Below are 22,362 nucleotides of genomic sequence, written 5' to 3' on the forward strand. Positions count from 1 at the left end.
CCCTCTCCCACCCGGTTATCTTTGTCTATCCTGCACAATTCCAAATTCATTTCCAACACCGGAACATCCTGTATTCCCGCTTTTAGGGGTTGTAAAATGAAAAATTTTGTACTATTATGTAAGTTACGTGTATTTCATATTTTCCGAGCGGGGCCGGTCCGGCCCCGGGAACATGAAGGAGATTTCGGCTATGAGCCTGCGCATCGGCATTGATATCGGCTCCACCACCGTCAAGGTCGTGGTGCTGGATGAATCCAACAAACTGCTCTTCCGTTCTTATGAGCGGCACTACTCCAAGACCCGCGAGCGGGCCTGCGAGACCCTCCACTCCATCGAGGACCGATTCCGGGGCCAGCAGGTCAAGCTGGTCATCACCGGCTCGGCCGGCCTGGGCGTGGCCAAGGCCAGCAACATCGATTTCGTGCAGGAGGTCTACGCCACCGCCGCCGCCGTCCGGGAGTACTACCCCGCCACCGACGCCGTCATCGAGCTGGGCGGCGAGGACGCCAAGATCATCTTCTTCGGCGGCGCCCTGGAGGAGCGCATGAACGGCTCCTGTGCCGGTGGAACGGGTGCCTTCATCGACCAGATGGCCACCCTGATGAACGTCACCGCGGACGAGCTGGACCGGCTCTCCCTCCAGCATGAGAAGATCTACCCCATCGCCTCCCGCTGCGGCGTGTTCGCCAAGACTGACATCCAGCCCATCCTCAACCAGGGCGGGCGGAAGGAGGACGTGGCTGCCTCCATCTTCCAGGCCGTGGTGGACCAGACCGTGGCCGGCCTGACCCAGGGCCGGGAGCTCAAGGGGACCATCGTCTTCCTGGGCGGCCCCCTGCACTTCCTCATGGGCCTGCGGGAGCGCTTTGTGGAGACCCTCCACCTGGACGGGGAGCACGCCATCTTCCCCGAGGACGGCGACTGCTTCGCCGCCATCGGCGCGGCCCTCTGCGCCGACGAGTACCGGGAGCGCCCCTTTGAGGAGGTCCTCAAGCTGCTGGAGGAGAGCGTGGACGCCAAGACCACCGTGGACACCATGCCCCCCCTCTTCACCAGTGAGGCCGACTACGCCGCCTTCCTGGAGCGCCACAACGCCAACCACCCGCCCAAGGCCGACCTGGAGACCTACGCCGGTCCCGCGTGGCTGGGCATCGACGCCGGCTCCACCACCACCAAGATGACTCTCATCACGGCGGACGGCGGACTGCTCTACACCTACTACCACTCCAACCAGGGCAACCCCGTGGCCATCGTGCTGGAGCAGCTGCGCAAGCTCTACGAGCTGTGCGGGGACCGCATCCAGATCAAGGGCGCGGCGGTCACCGGCTACGGCGAGGCCCTCATCCAGAACGCCTTCCGCTGCGACCTGGGTCTGGTGGAGACGGTGGCCCACTACAAGGCTGCCGCCCACTTTAACCCCGACGTGGACTTTATCATCGACATCGGCGGCCAGGACATGAAGTGCTTCAAGATCCGCAACGGCGCGGTGGACTCCATCATGCTCAACGAGGCCTGCTCCTCCGGCTGCGGCTCCTTTATCGAGACCTTCGCCAAGGCCCTGGGGTATGACATCGCCTCCTTCTCCAAGCTGGGGCTCTTCTCCCCCCGCCCGGTGAACCTGGGCTCCCGGTGCACCGTGTTCATGAACTCCTCCGTGAAGCAGGCCCAGAAGGACGGCGCCAGCGTGGAGGACATCAGCGCGGGACTGTCCATCTCCATCGTGAAGAACGCGGTCTACAAGGTCATCCGGGCCGCCTCGGCCGACGACCTGGGCCGCCACATCGTGGTGCAGGGCGGCACCTTCCTGAACGACGCCGTGCTCCGGGCCTTTGAGCAGGAGCTGGGCCGGGACGTGACCCGTCCCACCATCGCGGGCCTTATGGGGGCCTTCGGCGCGGCCCTGGCCGCCCGGGACCTCCATCTGGAGCGCTCCACCCTCCTGACCCGGGAGGATCTGGCGTCCTTCACCCACACCGCCAAGCCCGTCACCTGCGGCCTGTGCACCAACCACTGCTCCCTCACCGTCAACCAGTTTGACGGCGGACGCAAGTTCATCTCGGGCAACCGCTGCTCCCGCCCCCTGGGCAAGGAGAAGACCCAGCTGCCCGACCTGATGAATTTCAAGTACAAGAAGCTCCGCTCCCTCCAGGGCATGGGCGTGGGGGACGGCTCCCGGGGCCGCATCGGCATCCCCTTCGGCCTGAATATGTACGAGAACCTCCCCTTCTGGTTCACCTTCTTCACCAAGCTGAACTTTGAGGTGGTCCTCTCTCCCGAGTCCTCCCGCAAGCTCTACCTGAAGGGCCAGCGCACCATCCCCTCGGACACGGTGTGCTACCCCGCCAAGCTCCTCCACGGCCATGTGGAGGCCCTGGTGGAGGAGGGGGTGGACGCCATCTGGTACCCCTGCATGTCCTACAACAACGACGAGGGCATCGGCGACAACCACTACAACTGCCCCGTGGTGGCCTACTACCCGGAGCTGCTGGCTGCCAACGTGCCCTCTCTGAAGAAGACCCGCTTCCTGGACCCCTATGTGGGCCTGTGGCGGCACAAGGACTTCATCAAGCGGATCTCCGCCCTCATGGAGCGGGAGTTCCAGATCCCCAAGCGGGAGACCCGCATGGCCGCCCAGGCGGCCTACACCGCCTACGAGAACTACCTGGACGTGGTGCGGGAGACCGGCAAGGAGTACATCGAGTACGCCCGGGCCCACGACATGCCCATCCTGGTCATGTGCGGCCGCCCCTACCACATCGACCCGGAGATCAACCACGGCATCAACGACCTCATCACCTCCTTCGGCTTCGTCCTGGTCACCGAGGACGCCCTGAGCTATCTGGAGGGCTACGCCCCCCGGAAGGTGCTCAACCAGTGGACCTTCCAGAGCCGGATGTACAACGCCGCCCGCTATGTGTGCACCCAGGACGACATGCAGGCCATCCAGCTGGTCTCCTTCGGCTGCGGCACCGACGCTATCACCACCGATGAGCTGCGGGACATCCTGGAGGAGGGCGGCAAGCTCTACACCCAGCTCAAGATCGACGATATCAGCAACCTGGGCGCTGTGACCATCCGCATCCGTTCCCTGATGGCCGCCATCGAGGCCCGGAAGGCCCGGCAGTGAACCTCACCCCATCGAAAGGAAGCAAGCTATGGCTGAATTAGTATATGATAAGACCGGGCGGCTCCTCTTCACCAAGGAGATGAAAGAGGAGTACACCCTCCTTATGCCCCAGATGCTCCCCGTCCACTTCGGCATGATGGCCCGCCTGCTGGAGCGGGAGGGCTTCAAGGTGGAGACCCTCAACACCTCCGGCAAGAGCATCGTGGACGCCGGACAGAAGTACGTCCACAACGACACCTGCTATCCCGCCCTCCTGGTCATCGGCCAGCTCATTGACGCCATCCAGAGCGGGCGGTACGACGTACACAAGGTGGCCCTCCTCATCACCCAGACGGGCGGCGGCTGCCGTGCCTCCAACTACATCCACCTGCTGCGCAAGGCCCTCAAGAAGGCGGGGCTGGAGTTCGTCCCCGTGGTGTCGGTCAACCTCTCCGGCCTGGAGAAGAACCCCGGCTTCCAGCTGACCCTCCCCTTCATCCGCAAGGCGGTGTTCGCCATGATGTACGGCGACATCATCGTGCAGACCTCCAACCAGGTCCGCCCCTACGAGGTCACCGCCGGGCAGACCGACGCGGCCATCGAGTCCTGCATGCAGCGCCTGCTGGACGGCATGGACCAGGGCAAGGGCCTCTCCTACCCCCAGATGTGTGAGAACTTCAAGTGGATCGTCCAGACCTTCCGGGACATCCCCGTCCAGGGGGAGCCCAAGGTCCGTGTGGGCGTGGTCGGCGAGATCTACATCAAGTACTCCCCCCTGGGCAACAACAATCTGGAGCAGTTCCTCCTCTCCGAGGGGGCCGAACCCGTGGTGCCCGGCCTCACCGACTTCATCATCTTCAAGATCAACAACCGCGAGGTGGACGTGGATCTCTACGGCGGCAAGTGGATCAAGAAGAAGGTGTGCGAGCTCTTTGAGAACTATGTGAAGAAGTGCCAGCGGGCCATGATCGCCGCCATGAGCGCGGGCGGCTTCCGGGCGCCGGGCACCTTTGACGACCTGCGCCGCCTCATCCGGGGCTACCTGGGCGAGGGCAACAAGATGGGCGAGGGCTGGCTCCTCACCGCCGAGATGCTGGAGCTCATCCACTCCGGCACCCCCAACATCGTGTGCACCCAGCCCTTCGGGTGCCTGCCCAACCACATCGTGGGCAAGGGCATGATCCGCAAGCTGAAGGACGACTATCCCATGTCCAACATCGTGGCCATCGACTACGACCCGGGTGCCACCAAGATCAACCAGGAGAACCGCATCAAGCTCATGCTGGCCAACGCCCGTGCCCTGGCCAAGGAGGCCGATTCGGCTTCTCACGCCCCCGCCGGGGAAGAGCGGGTACCCGTGGAGGCCTAAGATGGATGAGCTGCACTTTGTGGACGCCTGCACGGAGGAGCACTTCCGTGCCATGAGCGCCATCCACGCCCGGGGCTGGCACGACACCTACCCCGGCTACGTCCCCGAGGACTACCTGCGGGACGTCATCACCGAGGACCACTGGGTCCCCATCTTTCGGGAGGACCACCGCACCGGGAAGTGCCACGGACTGCTCCTCTACCGGGGAGACACCCCGGTGGCCTGCTGCAATTACGGCCCCGCCCGGCTCTCCCTGCCCAGAGACGCGGCCTATTCCGGCTGGGGCGAGGTGTGCTCCTTCTATGCCGAGCCCGCCGAGATCGGCCGGGGCTACGGCTCCATGCTGATGGAGGAGACCCTCCGCCGCCTGAAGGCGGACGGCTTCGCCTCCTGCTTCGTGCTGGTGCTGGAGGAGAACGCCCGGGCCCGCCGGTTCTATGCCCGCCACGGCTTCGCCTGGGACGGTACCCACAAGGACATCCCCTTCCCCCACGACATGATCTGTGTGGACCTGCGGTATACCAGAACCCTGTAAGGGGCCTTCCCGGTTGACTTTTCCTTCCTTTTCCCTTATAATAAACGTGTAAGTTTACATACTGGCTGTGCTGATTTTGCCCCGTCGTCCCCCCGCACAGCCTGTGACAGAAGCCGGACAGCGGGTTTTCCCATGGAAAGCCCGCTGTTTTTGTCCATCTGTCCCCCAATGGAAAGGAGGATTCCCCCTTGTCTCCCAGCGAAAACAAGATGGGCGTCATGCCCGTCCGTCCTCTGCTGCTCACCATGTCCTGGCCCATGATGCTCTCCATGCTGGTCCAGGCCCTCTACAACATGGTGGACAGCATGTTTGTGGCACAGCTCAACAGCGACGCCTTTGTGGCCCTCTCCCTGGTCTTTCCGGTGCAGAGCCTGATCACCGCCATCCAGGCCGGTACCGGCGTGGGCGTGAACACCATGCTCTCCCGCCGTCTGGGCCAGAAGCGGCCCGAGGAGGCCAGCGCCGTGGCCTGCCACGGCTATTTCCTCTACTTCCTGTGCTGGGTGGTCTTTCTCACCCTGGGCATGCTCTTTGCCCGTCCCTTTATGGAGCTCTACTCCGATGTGCCCCGGGTCATCGAGTACGGCGTGACCTACCTGCGCATCGTGGTGCTGTTCTCCCTGGGTTCCTGCATGCAGTTTGCCGCCGAGCGGGTCCTCCAGGCCAGCGGCAACTCCATCGGCCCCATGGTGATCCAGGGCGTGGGGGCCATTGTCAATCTGATCCTGGACCCCATTCTGATCTTTGGCCTCTTGGGCTTCCCCCGTCTGGAGGTGGCCGGCGCGGCCATCGCCACCGGGCTGGGCCAGGTGGTGGGCATGGTCATCGGCCTGGTCATGGTGGCACGCAGCCCCATCGTCCACGTCTCCTTCCGGGGCTTCCGCCCCCAGGGGGCCATCGTGGCCGACATCTACCGCATCGGACTGCCCGCCATCGTGATGCAGTCCCTCTTCACCATCATGACCCTGGGGACCAACAAGATCCTGGCCCTCTTCTCGGATACCGGCGTCTTCATCATGGGGGCCTATTTCAAGGTGCAGTCCTTCGTGTTCATGCCCATCTTCGGCATGAACAACGGCCTCACCCCCATCGTCAGCTACAACTACGGGGCCAAGCGCCCCGACCGCATCCGGGAGGCCATCCATTTCGCCCTGCTGATCGGCGGAGGCATCATGCTGCTGGGAACGGCGGTCTTCCTCCTCTTCCCCGGGGCGCTGCTGGGCTTCTTTGACGCCGACGCCGCCACCCTGGCCGCCGGCATTCCCGCCCTGCGCATCCTGTGCCTCTCCTTCCTTCCCGCCGGGATCTCCATCCTGCTCAGCTCGGCCTTCCAGGCCCTGGGCGTGCCCTCCCTCAGCCTGGGCCTGAGCCTGCTGCGGCAGGTCATCCTGATCTTCCCCCTAGCCCTCCTGCTGGGCCTTGCGGCGGGTGCGGGGGCGGTCTGGTACGCCTTCGTGATCGCCGAGGCCCTCCCCTGTATCGGCGCGCTGGTGCTGTATCGCTGGTTTTCCAAGACCAAGATCGACGCGATCTCCTGCCAGCCGTAACACCTGTCTCTTCTTGGATTGTGAGGTTGATTTGTACTTGCGTCATTCCCTTCTCTGCCTGAGCGCCTCCCTGCTCCTGCTCGCCTCCTGCGCCGCGCCCACCCCTCAGAGCAGCTTCCCGGCGGCGTCCTCTCCGTCCGCCCCAGCCCAGGACGCTCCCCTGACCGCGGAGACCCTGGACGGGTGCGCCGTCTCCGATCTGGAGACCTTTCTCGCCCTGGACGGCCCCGGCGCCCTCCTGCTGGGCCAGGTCCCCGAGGCCGGTCTCACCCTCTACGGGCTCAACCCGGGCCTGGGGGGCGGGGTGATCCTCCGGCAGGAGGAGGATCTCTTCCCCTTTGACCAGCGCTTTCTCCCCGACGAATCGCCCCGCCTCCCCGATCTGTGGTGGGCGGACTTTGACGGGGACGGCTCCTCGGAGCTGGCCGTCAACTATCTGACCTTAAACACCACCGACCAGCACATCTTTGAGCTGCATCTCTACCGCCCGGAGGAGGACGGCTGGACCGACACCGCCCTCCGGGCCGAGGACTGGGTGTCCACGCTGGAGGACACCGTCGGCTATCAGTTTGACCCCATCTCGGGCGGGGTGTCCCTGACCGCGGAGGAGAGCTCCCTCCTCTACTATCTGGAGGATCTGCCCGACCCCGACCCGGCCCAGCCCCTCACCTTCCAGGGGCAGACCTATTTCCGGGAGGAGGACGGACGCATCACCGCGGTCTTCGGCATCGGCCTGCGCCTGTCCGGCGAGGAGGAGCCCTTCTACTTCGCCCGGCTCCTGGCCGACGTGACCTATGACGGCGCCTCCTTCTCCCTGTCCCGCTTCACGCTGGAACCCAGCTACGGCGTATAGCTCACTCTCTGCCATTTCGTCCCCCTCTGCCCCTCCGGGCGGAGGGGGATATGTCTTTATATGACATTGGCGTTTTTTCCGCTCTATGGGCACTTTTGCTGTCCTTTCTCCCGCATTCCCCTCTTTAAATCGTGAACTTTATCCATTTTTCTTGACTTTTTCTCAATTAAGCATATAATAACAGCGTAATAAGCGAAATAAGGAGGTCGTTATCTTGGCTCGAAAGGCAGCAACCACAGCAAAAGCTGTTGCTAAAACATCCACCCGCATGTCAAAGAAGGGGCCCCTCACCCCCGACATGCTGCGTAAGATCGACGCCTATTGGCGGGCCGCCAATTATCTGGCCGCCGGACAGCTCTATCTGCTGGATAACCCCCTGCTCCGGAAACCCCTGCAAAGCGAGCACCTCAAGAAGACCATTGTGGGCCACTGGGGTACGGTGCCTGGGCAGAACTTCATCTACACCCACCTGAACCGCATCATCACCAAGTATGACCTCAACATGATCTACCTCTCCGGCCCGGGCCACGGGGGCAACGCCATGGTGGCCCAGACCTATCTGGAGGGTACTTACAGCGAGATCTATCCCAACATCAGCCAGGATCTGGAGGGCATGAAGAAGCTCTTCAAGCAGTTCTCCTTCCCCGGCGGCATCGCCAGCCACGTGGCTCCCGAGACCCCCGGCTCCATCAACGAGGGAGGCGAGCTAGGCTATTCCCTGGCCCATGCCTTCGGCGCGGTGCTGGATAACCCCACCCTCATCGCCGCCTGCGTGGTGGGCGACGGCGAGGCCGAGACCGGCCCCCTGGCCACCGCCTGGCACTCCAACAAGTTCCTCAACCCCGTCATTGACGGCGCGGTGCTCCCCATCCTGCACCTCAACGGCTTCAAGATCTCCAACCCCACCATCTTCTCCCGCATCACCCATGAAGAGGTGGAGGATTTCTTCAAGGGCTGCGGCTGGACCCCCCGCTTTGTGGAGGGGGACGACCCGGTCAAGATGCACCAGCAGATGGCGGCCGCCCTGGACTGGGCCGTGCGGGAGATCGACCGCATCCAGCAGAGCGCCCGCACCACCGGCGACACCACCCGTCCCCGCTGGCCCATGATCGTCTTCCGCTCCCCCAAGGGCTGGACCGGCCCCAAGGAGGTGGACGGCCTGCGGGTGGAGGGGACCTTCCGGGCCCATCAGGTGCCCATCTCCATCGGCGAGGACCACCCGGAGCACCTGAAGCTGCTGGAAAACTGGCTCAAGAGCTACCATCCCGAGGAGCTCTTCGACCGCAACGGCACCCTCATCCCCGAGCTCCAGGCTCTGGCCCCCAAGGGGGACCGGCGCATGGGCGCCAACCCCCACGCCAACGGCGGACTGCTCCTGCGGGACCTGCGCATCCCCGATTTCCGAGAGTACGCCGTGGACGTCCCCGCCCCCGGCGAGGTCAAGGGCGAGGACATGACCGAGCTGGGCAAATTCGTCCGGGACATCCTCAAGCTCAACGCCGAGGCCCGCAACTTCCGGGTCTTTGGCCCGGATGAGACCATGTCCAACCGGCTGGGCGCCGTGTTCCACGAGACCAACCGCTGCTGGAACGCCGAGCGCACCGACCGGGATGAGTACCTGGCCCCCGACGGGCGCATCATGGACTCCATGCTCTCCGAGCACATGTGCCAGGGCTGGCTGGAGGGCTACCTCCTCACCGGCCGCCACGGCATCTTTAACAGCTACGAGGCCTTCATCCGCATCGTGGACTCCATGTTCGCCCAGCACGCCAAGTGGCTCAAGGTCTGCGCCCAGCTCCCCTGGCGGCAGGACATCGCCTCCCTCAACTACATCCTCTCCTCCAACGTCTGGCAGCAGGACCACAACGGCTTCACCCACCAGGACCCCGGCTTCCTGGACCATGTGGCCAACAAGAAGGCCGACGTGGTGCGCCTCTACCTCCCCCCGGACGGGAACTGCCTGCTCTCCTGCTTCGACCACTGCATCCGCAGCCGGAACTATGTGAACGTGCTGATCACCTCCAAGCACCCCCGTCCCCAGTGGCTCACCATGGACGAGGCCATCAAGCACTGCACCCACGGCATCGGCATCTGGCAGTGGGCCTCCAACGACCAGGGGTGCGAGCCCGACGTGGTCATGGCCTGCTGCGGCGAGACCCCCACGCTGGAGACCCTGGCCGCCGTCACCATCCTGCACAAGTATCTCCCGGAGCTCAAGATCCGGGTCATCAACGTGGTGGACCTGATGAAGCTCCAGCCCCATACGGAGCACCCCCACGGCCTGACCGCCGAGGACTACGACGCCCTCTTCACGGTGGACAAGCCCATCATCTTCGCCTTCCACGGCTACCCCACCCTCATCCATGAGCTCACCTACCGCCGCCACAACAAGCGTCTCCACGTGCGCGGCTACAAGGAGGAGGGCACCATCACCACGCCCTTTGACATGCGGGTCCAGAACGACATCGACCGCTTCCACCTGGTGGAGGACGTGGTCAAGCGTCTGCCCCAGCTGGGCAACCGGGGCTCCTTCCTCATCCAGCTCATGAAGGACAAGCTGGTGGAGCACAAGCAGTACATCATCACCAACGGCATCGACATGCCCGAGGTCCGGGACTGGAAGTGGAACGGCGGCAAGGGGATCTATTGATCGCCGCCAAGACAAAATAACAGGCGGGGACGCTCTCCCAAACGGAAGAGCGTCCCCGCCTTTCTTTTTTAGTCGTTCGGCTCCAGCAGCTGCTTGCGGCACCAGCTCCTGCCGTGCCAGCGCCAGAGGAACAGCCCTGCCCGGATCAGCTCATCCAGCGCCATGGCGATCCAGAGCCCGGCCAGGCCCATCCTCCACACCACGCCGAAGAGGTAGCTTCCGCCCACCCCCACGATCCACGCGGCGATGATGCAGATGGTGACCGGGAAGCGGATGTCTCCGCAGGCCTGGAGGGCCCGCACCATCACCATGTTGACCGCCCGGCCCACCTCCAGGGGGATCTCGATGAGCATGATGGTCTTGGCCAGGGCCAGGACCTGGGGGTCCGAGGTGAAGATGCGGTAGACCGGCTCACACAGGACATAGAGCACCACCGAGACCGCCGTGGACACCCCTGTGGAGATGAGCACGGTGGTCTTGACCTGCCGGTCGGTCCGGGCGATCTCTCCCCCGCCCATCAGCCGGGCCACCACCACCTGGCAGGCCTGGGACATGGCCGAGCCGAAGAGGTAGGTCACGTTGGCGAACATGGTGGCGTACACCCGGGTGTTGACCACGAAGGCCGGGAACACATTGCACACGGTCTGCACCCCGATCTGGGACAGGTTGTAGGAGACCGACTCGCCCCCGGTGGGGATGCCGATGCGCAGCAGCCGCCGCAGCTCCTCCCGGGGGAAGGGCCGCAGATATTCCAGTCGGAGCACCGGTCCGAAGCGGACGCGGAAGAGGGTGGCAATGATGATCACGCCCATGACCCGGGAAATGCCGCTGGAGATGGCCGCCCCCGCCACCCCCAGGGCAGGCAGGCCCACCGCCGGGATGCCGTTGATGAGGATGGCGTTGCCGCCGATGTTCAGACAGTTCATGACCACCGAGACGGCCATGGTCTCCTTCATCATCTGGCTGCTGCGGAAAAAGGCGGTAAAGGTCAGATAGACCGCCTGAAAGACCATGCCCAGGCTGATGATGCGCATGTAGAGGCAGGCCTCTTCAAACATGACCGCCTGGACCCCCATCAGCCGGAAGACCCAGGGGCTGAAGAGCAGCAGGAAGAGGCTCACCGCCAGCCCGAAGACCAGATTGGCGGCCAGGGAGACCGCGTAGATCTGGTTGACCTTTCGGGTGTCCCGGGCGCCGATGTACTGGGAAATCAGGATCATGGAGGCGGTACACACCACGGAAAAGACCAGCAGCAGCAGATTGGTGATCTGGTTGGCGTTTCCGATGGCCCCCACCCCGTTGGGATCGTGCCAGCCCACCATCATCTGGTCGGCGTTGCCCACCATGAGCTGGAGGAGCAGTTCAATAAAAATCGGCCAGGTCAGGGCCAGGATCTGACCGGCCCCGCCCCGCCCGGATGTACGTTGGGAATCGTGTTTCATAGGGTCATCCTCTCTCAAATCAGGTACCGGACAGAGTCTGGAGGGAGACCTTCGCCCGATGCAGCAGACACTATTATAGAGCCTGCCTTCTCCCCGGTGCAAGGCGGAGAACTGCACACAATTTGCACGCTCCCTCCCCCATCCTTGCACGAGATACACAGAATATCTTTTCTGCGATTTTTGCAGAAACTGAAAAATTACCCTTGACAGATCGCTTCCCCTGTGCTATTCTCATACACGTAGTTAGTCTTAGCTAACTAACAAGTTCCTGGACGGGGGCCATTCCCCCGCTTCTCTTTCCCTTTAGGTTAGCATAAACTAACTATCAAAAAGGAGTGTTACCATGCATCCTCAATCCGCTGCGTTTGAACGGGCCCTCGCCTTTCACTGTGCCCCCGCCCTCTCGGGCGCTGCGCCGGCCAACCTGGTCTCTCTGGCCCGGAGCGAGTATCCGGATCTGCCCGCCCTGCTCGCCCGCTACGGCCGGCGGCTGGAGCCCCTGGGCATCCGGCTCTTCCCCCTGTGCCAGTGTGACCGCCGGTGGCTGCTGCTGGTCTTTCGCCCGGCGCTGCTGCGCCAGGCCCTGGCTCCGGTCCAGGTGCGGGCGTGCCTGCTGCGCTGCGGCTACCCGGCCGGCGGCACTTTGGCGGAGCAGCTGGAGCTGCTGCGGGACCGGGTCTCCCACGGCGGGGGCTTCCCCCACGAGATCGGGTTCTTCCTGGGCTATCCCCTGGCCGATGTGCTGGGCTTCCTGGCCCTGGGGGGCGAGTGCTGCCGCATGAGCGGATACTGGAAGGTCTACGGCGACGTGGCCTATGCCAGGGGCTGCTTTGCCCGCTTCGACCGGTGCCGGGACCGGCTGTGCCGGGGGCTGGCCGACGGGACGCCCCTGCTGGAGCTGCTGCAAACACAGCGAGCGCAGGCTGCATAAGGATACGCTTACATCAAAGGAGGTCGTTTTGACATGCAAATCGCGGTAATCTACTGGACCGGTTCGGGCAACACGGAGGCCATGGCCCAGGCAGTGGCCGAGGGCGCCCGGAATTCCGGTGCGGATGTATCCCTCTTCCAGGTCTCCGAGCTGACCGCCGCCGACGCCGCCAAGTATGAGCGTCTGGCCCTGGGCTGTCCCGCCATGGGGGCCGAGGTGCTGGAGGAGAGCGAATTTGAGCCCTTCTTCACTGAGCTGGAGTCCAAACTCAGCGGAAAAACAGTGGCCCTCTTCGGCTCCTACGGCTGGGGCGACGGGCAGTGGATGCGCGACTGGCAGGAGCGCACCGACCAGTCGGGCGCACAGCTCTGTCAGGACGGCCTGATGGCCCACGAGACCCCCGACGAGGCCGCTCTGGCCCAGTGCCGCTCTCTGGGTGAGGCGCTGGCCAAGTCCTGATTTTCTTCTGTTTTCTCCCTACTCTCTCTTTTCTCTAAACTTCTTTTCTCCAAACTTTCTTTTCTCCAAATTCTGCGCGGGAAACCCGGGCGGCGGTCTGAGACCTCCGCCGCCCGGGGCCTCCTCCCTCCCACCCAAGTGGGACGCCCGGAGCAGGCGAGCCTATGGGCTTCGGCTGGCCTGTTCCGCGCATCCTCCTTCGGTCTACACCTATTTCTCTCTTTTCTCCAAGCAGCAAACGACAGAAGCAGACTCCCCCCGGTGCTGGGCACACCGGGGGGAGTCTGCTTTTCAAAAATGCAGGCATTTTTTCGAGGGGATTTGCTCACTTGACCACTCTGGTGCTCCGGCGCAGCTCCCCTGCCGCGCACAGTACCACCGCACACAGGCAGAGTCCGCCCCCGGCCAGGAACTGTGCCGCGGCCCCCTCCCCCGGGAAGAGGGGCACAAAGGCCCCCACCAGGTAGGGAGAGAGAAAATAGCCCACGTTCAGCACCGTGAGCACCAGCGCGGTGGCCCCCGGCAGGGTCTTCTGGGGGGCGGTCTCGGTGAGCTCCAGCATCAGGCAGGGGTTGAAGAGGGCGATCCCCGCCGCCGGGGCGCACACCGCCAGGACCGCCGGGAGCAGGCCGATCTGGAGCCCGGCCAGCAGGTAGCCCCCGCCCATGATCCCAAGGGCCCAGGCAAAGGTATACCGCCCCGTCCGGCGGTAGATGGGGCCGAACACAAAGGCCAGCAGCCCCGAGAGCACCGAGGCCACCGCCGTCACGATCCCCGTGAGCTGGGCGGTCCCCAGCCCGTACCCCTCGATGTAGAGGGAGGCCTGGGTCACATTCACATAGTAACACACCGCAAAGACAAAGCCGATGACACTCAGGCGCAGGATGGCGGGGACGTTCCACCCCTCGCATCCGCCGCCCGGCTGTCCCTCGCGCCGCCCTTCCACCGCATCGGTGGGCAGCAGGCGGATGGTCAGCACCAGGGGAATCAGATTCAGGGCAAAGAGGAGGTACACATTGTACCAGTGCAGGTCGGCCAGCACTCCTCCGGCCAGCACCACCGCGATGCGCCCCAGCTGCATGATCCCGGCGGTGGCCCCCATGACCCGGCGGCGCTCCTCCCCCTCGTAGTACATGCTCACCAGGAGCGGATAGAGGGTGGAGCCCATGCCGTAGGCAATGCCCATCATGGCGCTCCCCACCAGCAGCACCGGCAGGCAGGCCCGCCCCACATAGCTCAGCGCGCCGCTGAACAGGTAGATGGAGAGCCCGGCCACGGCCAGGTGCTTGCGGGCAAAGAAGCGGGTCAGCAGCGGCACGCCCAGGATCCCCGCAATGCCCATCAGGTTGGGCAGGGTCAGCAGGAGCTGGAGCACCGGCTCGGGCACCCCCGGAAAGGCGCTCAGCAGTCCGCTGACCGCCACCGAGGGGGCCAGATAAATCAAATTGACAAAGCAGATGGCATAGATGGGGAGCTTGCGTCTCATAGCAGTCGTCCTTTCTGACAGGTGAAGTGTTATTATATCCCACCCATCCGGGAAAGGCAAGGAAATCTTCCCCTTCTGCCCGCAAACATGCGCCTGCCGCAATCTTGCGGCAGGCGCATCCTTTTAGTCTTCCTTCTTTTTTCTGGTCCAGAACAGCAGGTTCATGCCGATCACCACCAGGGCCGTGGCCGCCATGGCGGCCCAGAAGCCCAGGTTGATGCCTGCCCACTCGGTGGTCCCGAACAGGTCGAGCCACAGCTTTGTCCAGTGGATGGTCATAGCGCTTCCTCCTTTTTCACAGCAGCTCGCCGTAATGGCGCACATAGGCTTTTTTCAGGCTGGTGGCCAGCATCATATAGAGCACGATGCAGGGGATCAGATAGGCAAAGTACGCCGCCGGAAGGGCCACCAGACCCAGCAGGGTACCCAGCTTCGTAAAGGGAATCACGGTCAGCACCGCGATCCCGGTAAAGGTCAGCAGCGTCACCCCGGCGGAGGCCCGGCTCTGGAGGAAGGGCAGCTTGGGGGTGCGGATCATGTGGATGACCAGAGTCTGGCTCCACATGGACTCCACGAACCAGCCGGCGTGGAACATGGCGGCATAGGTCTGCTGCATCCCGGCCAGCTCCGCGCCGCTGTAATAGGCGGGGAGGTCGTTGTACAGAATCCCGTGGGAGACAAAGAGCGGACAGAAGACAAAGTACAAAAAGGCGTAGGTGGTCCAGTCGAAGATGGAGCTGGTGGGCCCGATCCACAGCATGAATTTCCCGATGCTGGAGGCGTCCCACTTGCGGGGCTGGGCGATGAACTCCTCGTCCACATTGTCCCAGGGGATGGCGGTGCAGCTCAGGTCATAGATCAGGTTGAGCAGGATCAGATGGATGCTCTCCATGGGCAGGAAGGGCAGCAGGGCCGAGGCCGCCAGCACGGAAAACATGTTCCCGAAGTTGGAGGAGGCCGTCATCTTGATGTATTTGATCATGTTGGCGTAGGTCTTGCGGCCCTCCACGATCCCCCGCTCCAGCACCATCAGGTCCTTTTCCAGCAGGATGATGTCGGCCGACTCCTTGGCGATGTCTACCGCCGTATCCACCGAGATGCCGATGTCCGCCGCCTTCATGGCGGCCGCGTCGTTGATGCCGTCGCCCAGGAAGCCCACCGTGTGGCCCCCCTGCCGCAGGGCGGAGACCACCCGGGCCTTCTGGTCGGGGGAGAGCTTGGCGAAGATGTCGGTGTGCTCGGCCGCCCGGACCAGGGCCTCGTCGCTCATCCGCTCCACATCGGAGCCCAGCAGCATCTTGCTGCCCCGCAGGCCCACCTGCTTGCAGATGCAGCGGGTCACCCGCTCGTTGTCCCCGGTCAGGATCTTGGTGGTCACCCCGTGGTCTCTGAGGGCCCGGATGGCCTGGGCGGTGGACTCCTTGGGCGGGTCCAGGAAGGCCAGGTAGCCCATGAGGACCATGTCCCGCTCCTCCTCGGCGTGGTAGGTATCCACCCGCTCCACCATCTTCTGGGCCAGGGCGATGACCCGCATCCCGTCCTCGTTCAGGCGGTCCACGGTCTCCAGGATCTCCCGGCGGGTCTCCTCGGTGAGGGGGCGGATCTCCCCCCGGTACTCGGTCCAGGCGCAGACGGCGCACATCTCCTCCACCGCGCCCTTGGTGATCATCTGGCGCTTTCCGCTCAGGTCCTCCACCACCACGGAGAGGCGGCGGCGGGTGAAGTCAAAGGGGATCTCATCCACCTTGCGGTACCGCTGGGACAGATTGACCAGCTGGGGCTGGGAGGCCTCTTCCTCCTCGGTGCGCTCGATGATGGCCACGTCCATCAGGTTGCGGTAGCCCGTCTGGAAATAGCTGTTCAGATAGGCGTGGCGCAGCACTCTGGCGTCCTCCTTGCCGGACACGTCCATGTGGTATTCCAGCACCACCTTGTCCTGGGTCAGCGTCCCGGTCTTATCGGTGCAGAGCACATCCATGGCCCCGAAATTCTGGATGGAGTTGAGGTTTTTCACGATGGTCTTTTCCTTGGACATGGAGACCGCCCCCTTGGCCAGGCAGGTGGTCACGATCATGGGGAGCATCTCGGGCGTCAATCCCACCGCCACCGAGATGGCGAACAGGAAGGCCTCCAGCCAGTCCCCCTTGGTCAGGCCGTTGATGAAGAAGACCACCGGGACCATGACCAGCATGAAGCGGATCAGGACCCAGGAGACCGCGTTGACCCCCTTGGTGAAGTTGGTCTCCACCGCCTCTCCGGCCACCGAGACCGCCATGGAGCCAAAGAGGGTGGCGTCCCCCACGGCCAGGGCCACGGCGGTGGCGCTTCCGCTGATGACATTGCTCCCCAGGAAGGCGATGTTGGGAAGGTCGGTCACCGGCACATCCGCATCGGCGCAGCTCTCCGGCGTCTTCTCCACCGGGTCGCTCTCCCCGGTCAGGGCGGCCTGGCTGATGAACAGGTCCTTGGCCGCCAGGATGCGCACATCCGCCGGGACCATGTCCCCCGCGGAGAGGTGAATGATGTCCCCCGCCACCACCTCTTCCAGGGGGATCTCGCCCGTCCCCTGCTCCCGGCGGGTCACCGTGCAGGTGGTGGTGATCATGGCCAGCAGCCGCTCGGCCGCGTTCCCCGAGCGGGACTCCTGCACGAAGCGCAGGGTCCCGGACAGAAAGACCATGGTCAGAATGATGATCACCGTCAGGGGGGCCACCTCCTCCGGCTGGTGCTGATACAGCGGGATGAGGATGTCGGTAAACATGGACACCACGGCCAGACAGAAGAGAATGGCCGTGAAGGGGTTGATGAAGGAGCCCGCCACCCGGGCGGCCAGGGACTTCTTCTTCTCATGGGTCACCTGATTGCGCCCATAGAGGTTCCGGTGCAGGAGCACCGCGTGCTCTTCCAGTCCGCCCATGGCGGTGTCCCACCGCTCCAGTACGGTCTTGATGCCGCTGGTGGCGGCAAAGGTCAGTGCCTCGTGGTTCTTCTCCCGGGCGGCAGAGGCGGCTGCGCTGCGGGCCGGGACGTTCTGCTGTTTCTTGCGATGCATGGGGCTTGATCCTCCTTTTTCTCGGGCATCCAGCCGCCGCACACACCTCCGCAAGGGGTGGTTTTGGCGGCCTTCCCCTCATTTTTCCGGCATAAAAGCGGGCCGGCATCCATCAAAACCACCTCCTGATGTCATTCAACTTGCCCGTTTCCCCGGGCGCAGGTTATAGTATAGCTTTTTTCTCTCCCGGATCCTATGTTCAAATCCTTGCGATTCTCTTGCCTTTGCGCAAGAAACGGGCTGCCGCACAAGAAAGTGCGGCAGCCCGTTTCAGACTGTCAATAAAGTGTGCTCCTGCGTTTTTCGCTGCAAGAGCCTCGCAGAGTTCCGCCGTCCGCAGACGGCGGAAGAGGGTGGGATCGTGTTTTCCGGCGGCGTGTACGTCGGAAAACACTCTTCTCAGGCCGCAAGTGTGTGGCCCTTCCCGGGAACCCAAACAAAGCCCAGCGAAGCGGGGGTTTGTTTGGGAGAGGAGGGGCAAGGGAGCAAAGTGAGCCCTGGCCGTCAGGCCGGGGGGAACGGTGCGGACTTTGACCCGACGATGCGTGCGGCGGTCTGCATCCCCTCGAAAAAATGCTTGCATTTTTGAGAAGCGTGTCGAAAGACTTCGACACGCTATCACAGATCGTCATTGAATTTGTACCCGATCCCCCAGATGGTGAGGATATACTCGGGCGCGTCCGGGTTGGGCTCGATCTTTTTCCGCAGCTTGCGGATGAAGGCCATGATGTTGCTGTCGGTGGTGTAATAGTCCTCCTCCCACACTGCCTGGTAGATCTGCTCCTTGGTAAAAACGGTCCCCCGGTTCTGGGCCAGGAAATACAGGATGTCGAACTCCTTGGGGGTCAGGGCGATCTCCTTCCCGGCCCGGAGCACCCGTCTGCTCCGGGGGGATATGACAAGGTCTCCGCAGGTCATCCCATCGGCCTCCGTCTCCCCGGCCGCACCGCCCACCTCGAGCATCAGGACGTCGGAGGCCCCCGTCCCCAGGCTCTCGATCCCCCGGCGCAGTTCTCTTCCCCCCGGCGTATCGGGGGCCCCGCGCTCCAGCGCCTGCCGGAGCCATTGGAGGACGGCGGAGTCCAGGGAGGCAAAATAGATTTTTTTCACGCGGTCTCCTCCCCTTTCTCCCACACATGGAATGGATGTCTCACCACAGCGTATGATACCGCCTGAGATAGTACCGCTTGGCCAGTGTGACCAGCAGCATATAGCACAGCACCATGCCGGCCAGGAACAGGAAATAGACCCCCGGCAGCGGGGTCAGCCCCAGCCAGGCCGCCGCCGGTGTATACACCACCGCCGTCAGCGCCAGCAGTCCCCCGGAGGTCACCAGCCACACCACGCCGGACGCCCGGCTCTGAACAAAGGGGATGTGCCGGGTGCGGAGCATGTGCAGGATGAGCACCTGGGTCCACATGGACTCCAGAAACCACCCGGTGTGGAACAGCATGGCATACTGCTCCTGCATGGCCCCGGACAGGGCGGCGTATCCGCCCCCCAGCAGGGAGGGACACAGGACCCAGTACAAAAAGGCGAAGGTCAGCAGGTCGAACAGAGAGCTCACCGGTCCGAAAAACCGCATGAACCGCCCCAGAGTATGGCCCGACCAGATGCTGGGCCTGCCGCAGTCCTCCCCGTCCACCCGGTCCCAGGGGAGGGTCATGCACAGCAGGTCATAGAGCAGATTGAGGAGCAGCAGCTGGATGGAGGTCATGGGCAGGAAGGGCAGGAAGGCGCTGGCCAGCACGATGGAGAAGATGTTCCCGAAATTGGACGAGGCCGTGATGTGGATATACTTGCTCATGTTGGCAAAGGCCCGGCGCCCCTCCAGGATGCCCTGTTCCAGCACGTTGAGGTCTTTTTTCAGGAGAATGACGTCGGCGGCCTCCTTGGCGGCCGGCGCGGCCGTGTCCACGGAGATGCCCACGTCGGCACTGGTCATGGCGGCCAGGTCGTTCATCCCGTCCCCCAGGAAGCCCACGGTGTGTCCGTTCTCCCGCAGGAGGCGGATCAGCTCCGATTTCTGCCCCGGCGTCAACTCGGCAAAGACGTCCGTCTGTTCCACCGCCGTGATGCGCGCATCCTCCGTCAGGGCCATCAGCGCCTCTCCGGTCAGGATCTGCTCCGCCGGGATGCCCAGACGCCGGCACACCGAACCGGCCACGCTCCGGTGGTCCCCGGTGAGCACCTTGACCCGGACATGGAGCTCCCGCAGGCGGCCCAGCGCCTGGGCGGCCGAGCGCTTGGGCGCGTCAAAAAAGACCAGATACCCCAGCAGCGTCAGCCCCCGCTCGTCCTCCGGACAGAGTTTTTGCTTTCCGGGCAGCCTGCGCCCGGCCACGGCCAGCACCTTCATGCCGTCCTCCAGCATCTCGTCCACCACGGCGTGGACCCCTCCGGTATCGGACGGGTCGATCTCCACGGTCTCTCCCCGGTGGAAGACCCGGCGGCAGCGGGCATAGACCTGCTCCACCGCCCCCTTGGTGATCAAAAAGGGCTCCCCCTCCCCGTCGGAGAGGAGGACGCTGGCGCATTTGCGGGTGTAGTCAAAGGGGAGCTCATCCCATTTCCGCACCCGCTGCCCCAGCGCCTGAAAATGCGCCTCCCGGCCCGGCATGCCGGAGCAGGCCAGGATGGCCCGGTCCAGATGGTTGGAGGGCTCCCCGTGACAGAGGCTGTTCAGATAGGCGCAGTCCAGCACCGTGCTGCTCTCCTCCCCCAGGATGTCCAGGTAGTACTCCAGATGGATCTCGTCCCCGGTCAGGGTGCCGGTCTTGTCCACGCACAGCACATCCATGCTGCCAAAGCTCTGCATGGCGTTGATGTTCTTGACAATGGTCTGCTTCCGCCCCATGGCGGCGCTCCCCCTGGCCAGGCAGGCGTTGATCACCACGGGGAGCATCTCGGGGGTGAGCCCCACCGCCACCGAGAGGGCAAAGAGAAAGGAGGTCCCCCAGTCCCCTCTGGTCAGCGCCGAGATCACGAAGACCACCGGCACCAGGGTGGTCATGAAGCGGATCAGCACCCAGGCGATGGAGTTGGCCCCCTGGTCAAAGCTCCGTCTGGTCTCCTGCAGCTCCCGGAGGTAGCTCCCGTATACGGTGTGGGGACCCACGGCCAGGACCACGCCCTCTCCGCTGCCGCTGAGGACGCTGCTGCCGGTAAAGGCCAGATTGGAGCACGCGCTCAGGGCCGCCGAGCCACCCGGCGGAAGGGGGGATACCGTCTTTTCCAGGACGGTGCTCTCCCCGGTCAGCAGCGACTGGGAGACAAAGAGGCCGTGCACGCCGGTCAGGCGCAGGTCGGCCGGGACCCGGTCTCCGGTGGAGAGAAGCACCACGTCCCCCACCACCAGCTCCTCCGCCGGGATGCGCAGCACCTGTCCTCCCCGCCGGACCGAGACGGTGATGGCCCGCTCTCCGATCAGCCGATCGGCCGCCGAGCCCGCTCTCCGCTCCTGGAGGAGCCGGACGGCCCCTCCGGCCACCAGCATCAGGAGGATGAGGGCCACCGTGGTCCCGTTCCGGCTGAAATTGGAGTCCAGCCAGACGTCGGTGACAAAGGACACCGCCGCCAGCACCAGCAGAATCACGCTGAAGGGGGTGATGAACGCCCGGCGGAGCCGCGCTCCCGGCCCCTCCTCCGTGCGGTACCCGATCCGGTTTTCTCCGTACTTCTCCCGCATCCGTGGGATCTGCTCCCGGCTCAGCCCCCCGGGGGTCACCCGGAGCTCCCGGTAAAGGGTCTCCACGTCTTCCCGCGCATAGCGGCGCAATCGCTCCTGCGGCGATGACGGTATCTGCTCCATGGCGCACACTCCCCTCCGGCCGTGCTCTCCGCACTTGTGTCCTGCCTATTGTACCATATTCTCTTCCCCTTGGGTGGGCTGAAATTCTTGCGATTTTCTTGCCCTTCCGGTCTAGGGCGTCCCGCTTCTCAGGGATTTACCACGTTCACCGGCGTGCCGGCCAGGAAACACTCCAGATTGTGGGCCGCGATCTCCATCAGGCGCACCCGGGTCTCCCGGGGGCCCCAGGCCAAATGGGGCGTGATGATGCAGTTGGGCGCGCCGATGAGAAGGTCTCCCGAGCGGGGCGGCTCCTCACACAGCACATCCAGGGCCGCGCCTCCCACCTGTCCGGAGCAGAGGGCCTCATAGAGGGCGCTCCCGTCGATGAGCGGTCCCCGGGCGGTGTTGAGAATCAGAACGCCCCGCTTCATGGCGGCCAGGCGCGCGCGGTTGAGGAAGCCCCGGCGCTCCTCGGTCAGGGGGCAGTGGAGGGAGAGGATATCCGAGCGGCGCAGGACCTCCTCCAGCGCGGCGGCGTGCAGCCCGGGCATCTCCTCGATCGTGTGGGAGGAGGAGACCAGCACCTCCATCCCGAAGGCCAGGGCGAGACGGGCCACCGCCTGGCCGATCCGGCCATAGCCCACGATGCCGAAGGTCTTGCCCTCCAGCTCCATCATGGGCTTCTCCCAGTAGCAGAAATCCTCGATCCGGGCCCAGTTCCCCGCCTTGACGCTCTCGCTGTGCAGACCCACGTGGTTGGTGAGCTCCAGCAGCAGCGCAAAGACGTGCTGGGCCACCGCATGGGTGCTGTACGCCGGGATGTTGGTCACGACGATCCCCCGCTCCCGGGCCGCCTCCAGGTCCACCACGTTGTACCCGGTGGCCAGGACGCTGATATAGCGCAGGTTGGGGCAGGCCTCCAGCACCGCGCGGTCCAGAACGGTCTTGTTGGTCATGGCCACCTGGGCCTCCCCGATGCGTTCGGCCACCAGCTCCGGCGGTGTGCGGTCATAGACCGTCAGCGTTCCAAACCGCTCCAGAGGGGCCCAGTCCAGATCGCCCGGATTGAGGGTGTACCCGTCCAAAATCACACAATTCATAAACATTCTCCCTTCTGCTCCCGGCTGCTCCCGGAGCAA

The 22,362-nt window shown here is 64.1% G+C and carries 15 protein-coding genes; 8 read left to right on the forward strand and 7 right to left on the reverse strand.

Features of this window, described 5'->3' with window-relative positions; all coding sequences use genetic code 11:
• Positions 1-190 precede the first annotated feature (190 nt).
• From H8S34_RS08550 to H8S34_RS08575, 6 genes are all read left to right on the forward strand, one after another.
• Positions 191-3,127, forward strand: coding sequence for an acyl-CoA dehydratase activase (locus H8S34_RS08550; RefSeq protein ID WP_101692748.1), 2,937 nt, complete (start codon positions 191-193; stop codon positions 3,125-3,127).
• 28 nt (positions 3,128-3,155) lie between these two features.
• Positions 3,156-4,475 (forward strand): 2-hydroxyacyl-CoA dehydratase, encoded by a 1,320-nt coding sequence (locus H8S34_RS08555; RefSeq protein ID WP_186963724.1) that lies wholly within the window; start codon positions 3,156-3,158, stop codon positions 4,473-4,475.
• Between the two features lies 1 nt (position 4,476).
• The gene (locus tag H8S34_RS08560; RefSeq protein WP_101692746.1) at positions 4,477-5,010 is read left to right on the forward strand and encodes a GNAT family N-acetyltransferase; all 534 of its coding nucleotides are present in this window, start codon (positions 4,477-4,479) and stop codon (positions 5,008-5,010) included.
• A gap of 188 nt (positions 5,011-5,198) precedes the next feature.
• Entirely contained in the window at positions 5,199-6,557 is a 1,359-nt protein-coding gene (locus H8S34_RS08565) for an MATE family efflux transporter (RefSeq protein ID WP_235964289.1), read from the forward strand.
• A gap of 37 nt (positions 6,558-6,594) precedes the next feature.
• A complete protein-coding gene (locus tag H8S34_RS08570) occupies positions 6,595-7,410 on the forward strand; it encodes a hypothetical protein (protein ID WP_101692744.1) in 816 nt (271 codons plus the stop codon).
• 268 nt (positions 7,411-7,678) lie between these two features.
• Positions 7,679-10,060, forward strand: a complete 2,382-nt coding sequence (locus H8S34_RS08575; RefSeq protein WP_186963725.1) for a phosphoketolase family protein — start codon at positions 7,679-7,681, stop codon at positions 10,058-10,060.
• Positions 10,061-10,128: 68 nt separating this feature from the next.
• Here H8S34_RS08575 and H8S34_RS08580 read toward each other — a convergent pair whose 3' ends face one another.
• Positions 10,129-11,502, reverse strand: coding sequence for an MATE family efflux transporter (locus tag H8S34_RS08580; protein WP_186963726.1), 1,374 nt, complete (start codon positions 11,500-11,502; stop codon positions 10,129-10,131).
• A gap of 343 nt (positions 11,503-11,845) precedes the next feature.
• Between H8S34_RS08580 and H8S34_RS08585 the strand changes: the two genes are divergently transcribed.
• Both H8S34_RS08585 and H8S34_RS08590 read left to right on the forward strand, forming a co-directional pair.
• Positions 11,846-12,433 (forward strand): DUF3793 family protein, encoded by a 588-nt coding sequence (locus H8S34_RS08585; protein ID WP_101692741.1) that lies wholly within the window; start codon positions 11,846-11,848, stop codon positions 12,431-12,433.
• Positions 12,434-12,466: 33 nt separating this feature from the next.
• A complete protein-coding gene (locus H8S34_RS08590; RefSeq protein WP_186963727.1) occupies positions 12,467-12,892 on the forward strand; it encodes a flavodoxin in 426 nt (141 codons plus the stop codon).
• A gap of 325 nt (positions 12,893-13,217) precedes the next feature.
• Here the strand turns inward: H8S34_RS08590 and H8S34_RS08595 are convergent, their stop codons facing one another.
• From H8S34_RS08595 to H8S34_RS08620, 6 genes are all read right to left on the reverse strand, one after another.
• A complete protein-coding gene (locus H8S34_RS08595; RefSeq protein WP_101692739.1) occupies positions 13,218-14,378 on the reverse strand; it encodes an MFS transporter in 1,161 nt (386 codons plus the stop codon).
• A gap of 123 nt (positions 14,379-14,501) precedes the next feature.
• On the reverse strand, positions 14,502-14,657 hold the full coding sequence (locus H8S34_RS08600; protein WP_180956920.1) for a hypothetical protein: 156 nt from the start codon (positions 14,655-14,657) through the stop codon (positions 14,502-14,504).
• A 16-nt stretch (positions 14,658-14,673) separates the two neighbouring features.
• Positions 14,674-17,430: a magnesium-translocating P-type ATPase gene (gene mgtA, locus H8S34_RS08605; RefSeq protein WP_186963728.1), complete on the reverse strand. Its 2,757-nt coding sequence runs from the start codon at positions 17,428-17,430 to the stop codon at positions 14,674-14,676.
• A gap of 618 nt (positions 17,431-18,048) precedes the next feature.
• Entirely contained in the window at positions 18,049-18,540 is a 492-nt protein-coding gene (locus H8S34_RS08610; RefSeq protein WP_186963729.1) for a winged helix-turn-helix domain-containing protein, read from the reverse strand.
• 40 nt (positions 18,541-18,580) lie between these two features.
• Positions 18,581-21,241, reverse strand: coding sequence for a magnesium-translocating P-type ATPase (gene mgtA, locus H8S34_RS08615; RefSeq protein WP_186963730.1), 2,661 nt, complete (start codon positions 21,239-21,241; stop codon positions 18,581-18,583).
• Between the two features lie 128 nt (positions 21,242-21,369).
• Complete coding sequence (locus tag H8S34_RS08620; RefSeq protein ID WP_101692736.1) at positions 21,370-22,323, reverse strand: D-2-hydroxyacid dehydrogenase; 954 nt, start codon at positions 22,321-22,323, stop codon at positions 21,370-21,372.
• Between the last annotated feature and the right edge of the window lie 39 nt (positions 22,324-22,362).

Origin of the sequence: Pseudoflavonifractor hominis (assembly GCF_014288125.1) — a bacterium.
In the GTDB taxonomy this organism is placed as follows: Bacteria; Bacillota; Clostridia; order Oscillospirales; family Oscillospiraceae; genus Pseudoflavonifractor_A; species Pseudoflavonifractor_A gallinarum.

Excerpts from the sequence above, each read along its gene's own strand:
- H8S34_RS08550 (WP_101692748.1), top strand. The coding sequence starts at position 191 with ATGAGCCTGCGCATCGGCATTGATATCGGCTCCACCACCGTCAAGGTC.
- H8S34_RS08555 (WP_186963724.1), top strand. The coding sequence starts at position 3,156 with ATGGCTGAATTAGTATATGATAAGACCGGGCGGCTCCTCTTCACCAAG.
- H8S34_RS08560 (WP_101692746.1), top strand. The coding sequence starts at position 4,477 with ATGGATGAGCTGCACTTTGTGGACGCCTGCACGGAGGAGCACTTCCGT.
- H8S34_RS08575 (WP_186963725.1), top strand. The coding sequence starts at position 7,679 with ATGTCAAAGAAGGGGCCCCTCACCCCCGACATGCTGCGTAAGATCGAC.
- H8S34_RS08580 (WP_186963726.1), bottom strand. The coding sequence starts at position 11,502 with ATGAAACACGATTCCCAACGTACATCCGGGCGGGGCGGGGCCGGTCAG.
- H8S34_RS08585 (WP_101692741.1), top strand. The coding sequence starts at position 11,846 with ATGCATCCTCAATCCGCTGCGTTTGAACGGGCCCTCGCCTTTCACTGT.
- H8S34_RS08590 (WP_186963727.1), top strand. The coding sequence starts at position 12,467 with ATGCAAATCGCGGTAATCTACTGGACCGGTTCGGGCAACACGGAGGCC.
- H8S34_RS08595 (WP_101692739.1), bottom strand. The coding sequence starts at position 14,378 with ATGAGACGCAAGCTCCCCATCTATGCCATCTGCTTTGTCAATTTGATT.
- H8S34_RS08600 (WP_180956920.1), bottom strand. The coding sequence starts at position 14,657 with ATGACCATCCACTGGACAAAGCTGTGGCTCGACCTGTTCGGGACCACC.
- mgtA (WP_186963728.1), bottom strand. The coding sequence starts at position 17,430 with ATGCATCGCAAGAAACAGCAGAACGTCCCGGCCCGCAGCGCAGCCGCC.
- mgtA (WP_186963730.1), bottom strand. The coding sequence starts at position 21,241 with ATGGAGCAGATACCGTCATCGCCGCAGGAGCGATTGCGCCGCTATGCG.
- H8S34_RS08620 (WP_101692736.1), bottom strand. The coding sequence starts at position 22,323 with ATGAATTGTGTGATTTTGGACGGGTACACCCTCAATCCGGGCGATCTG.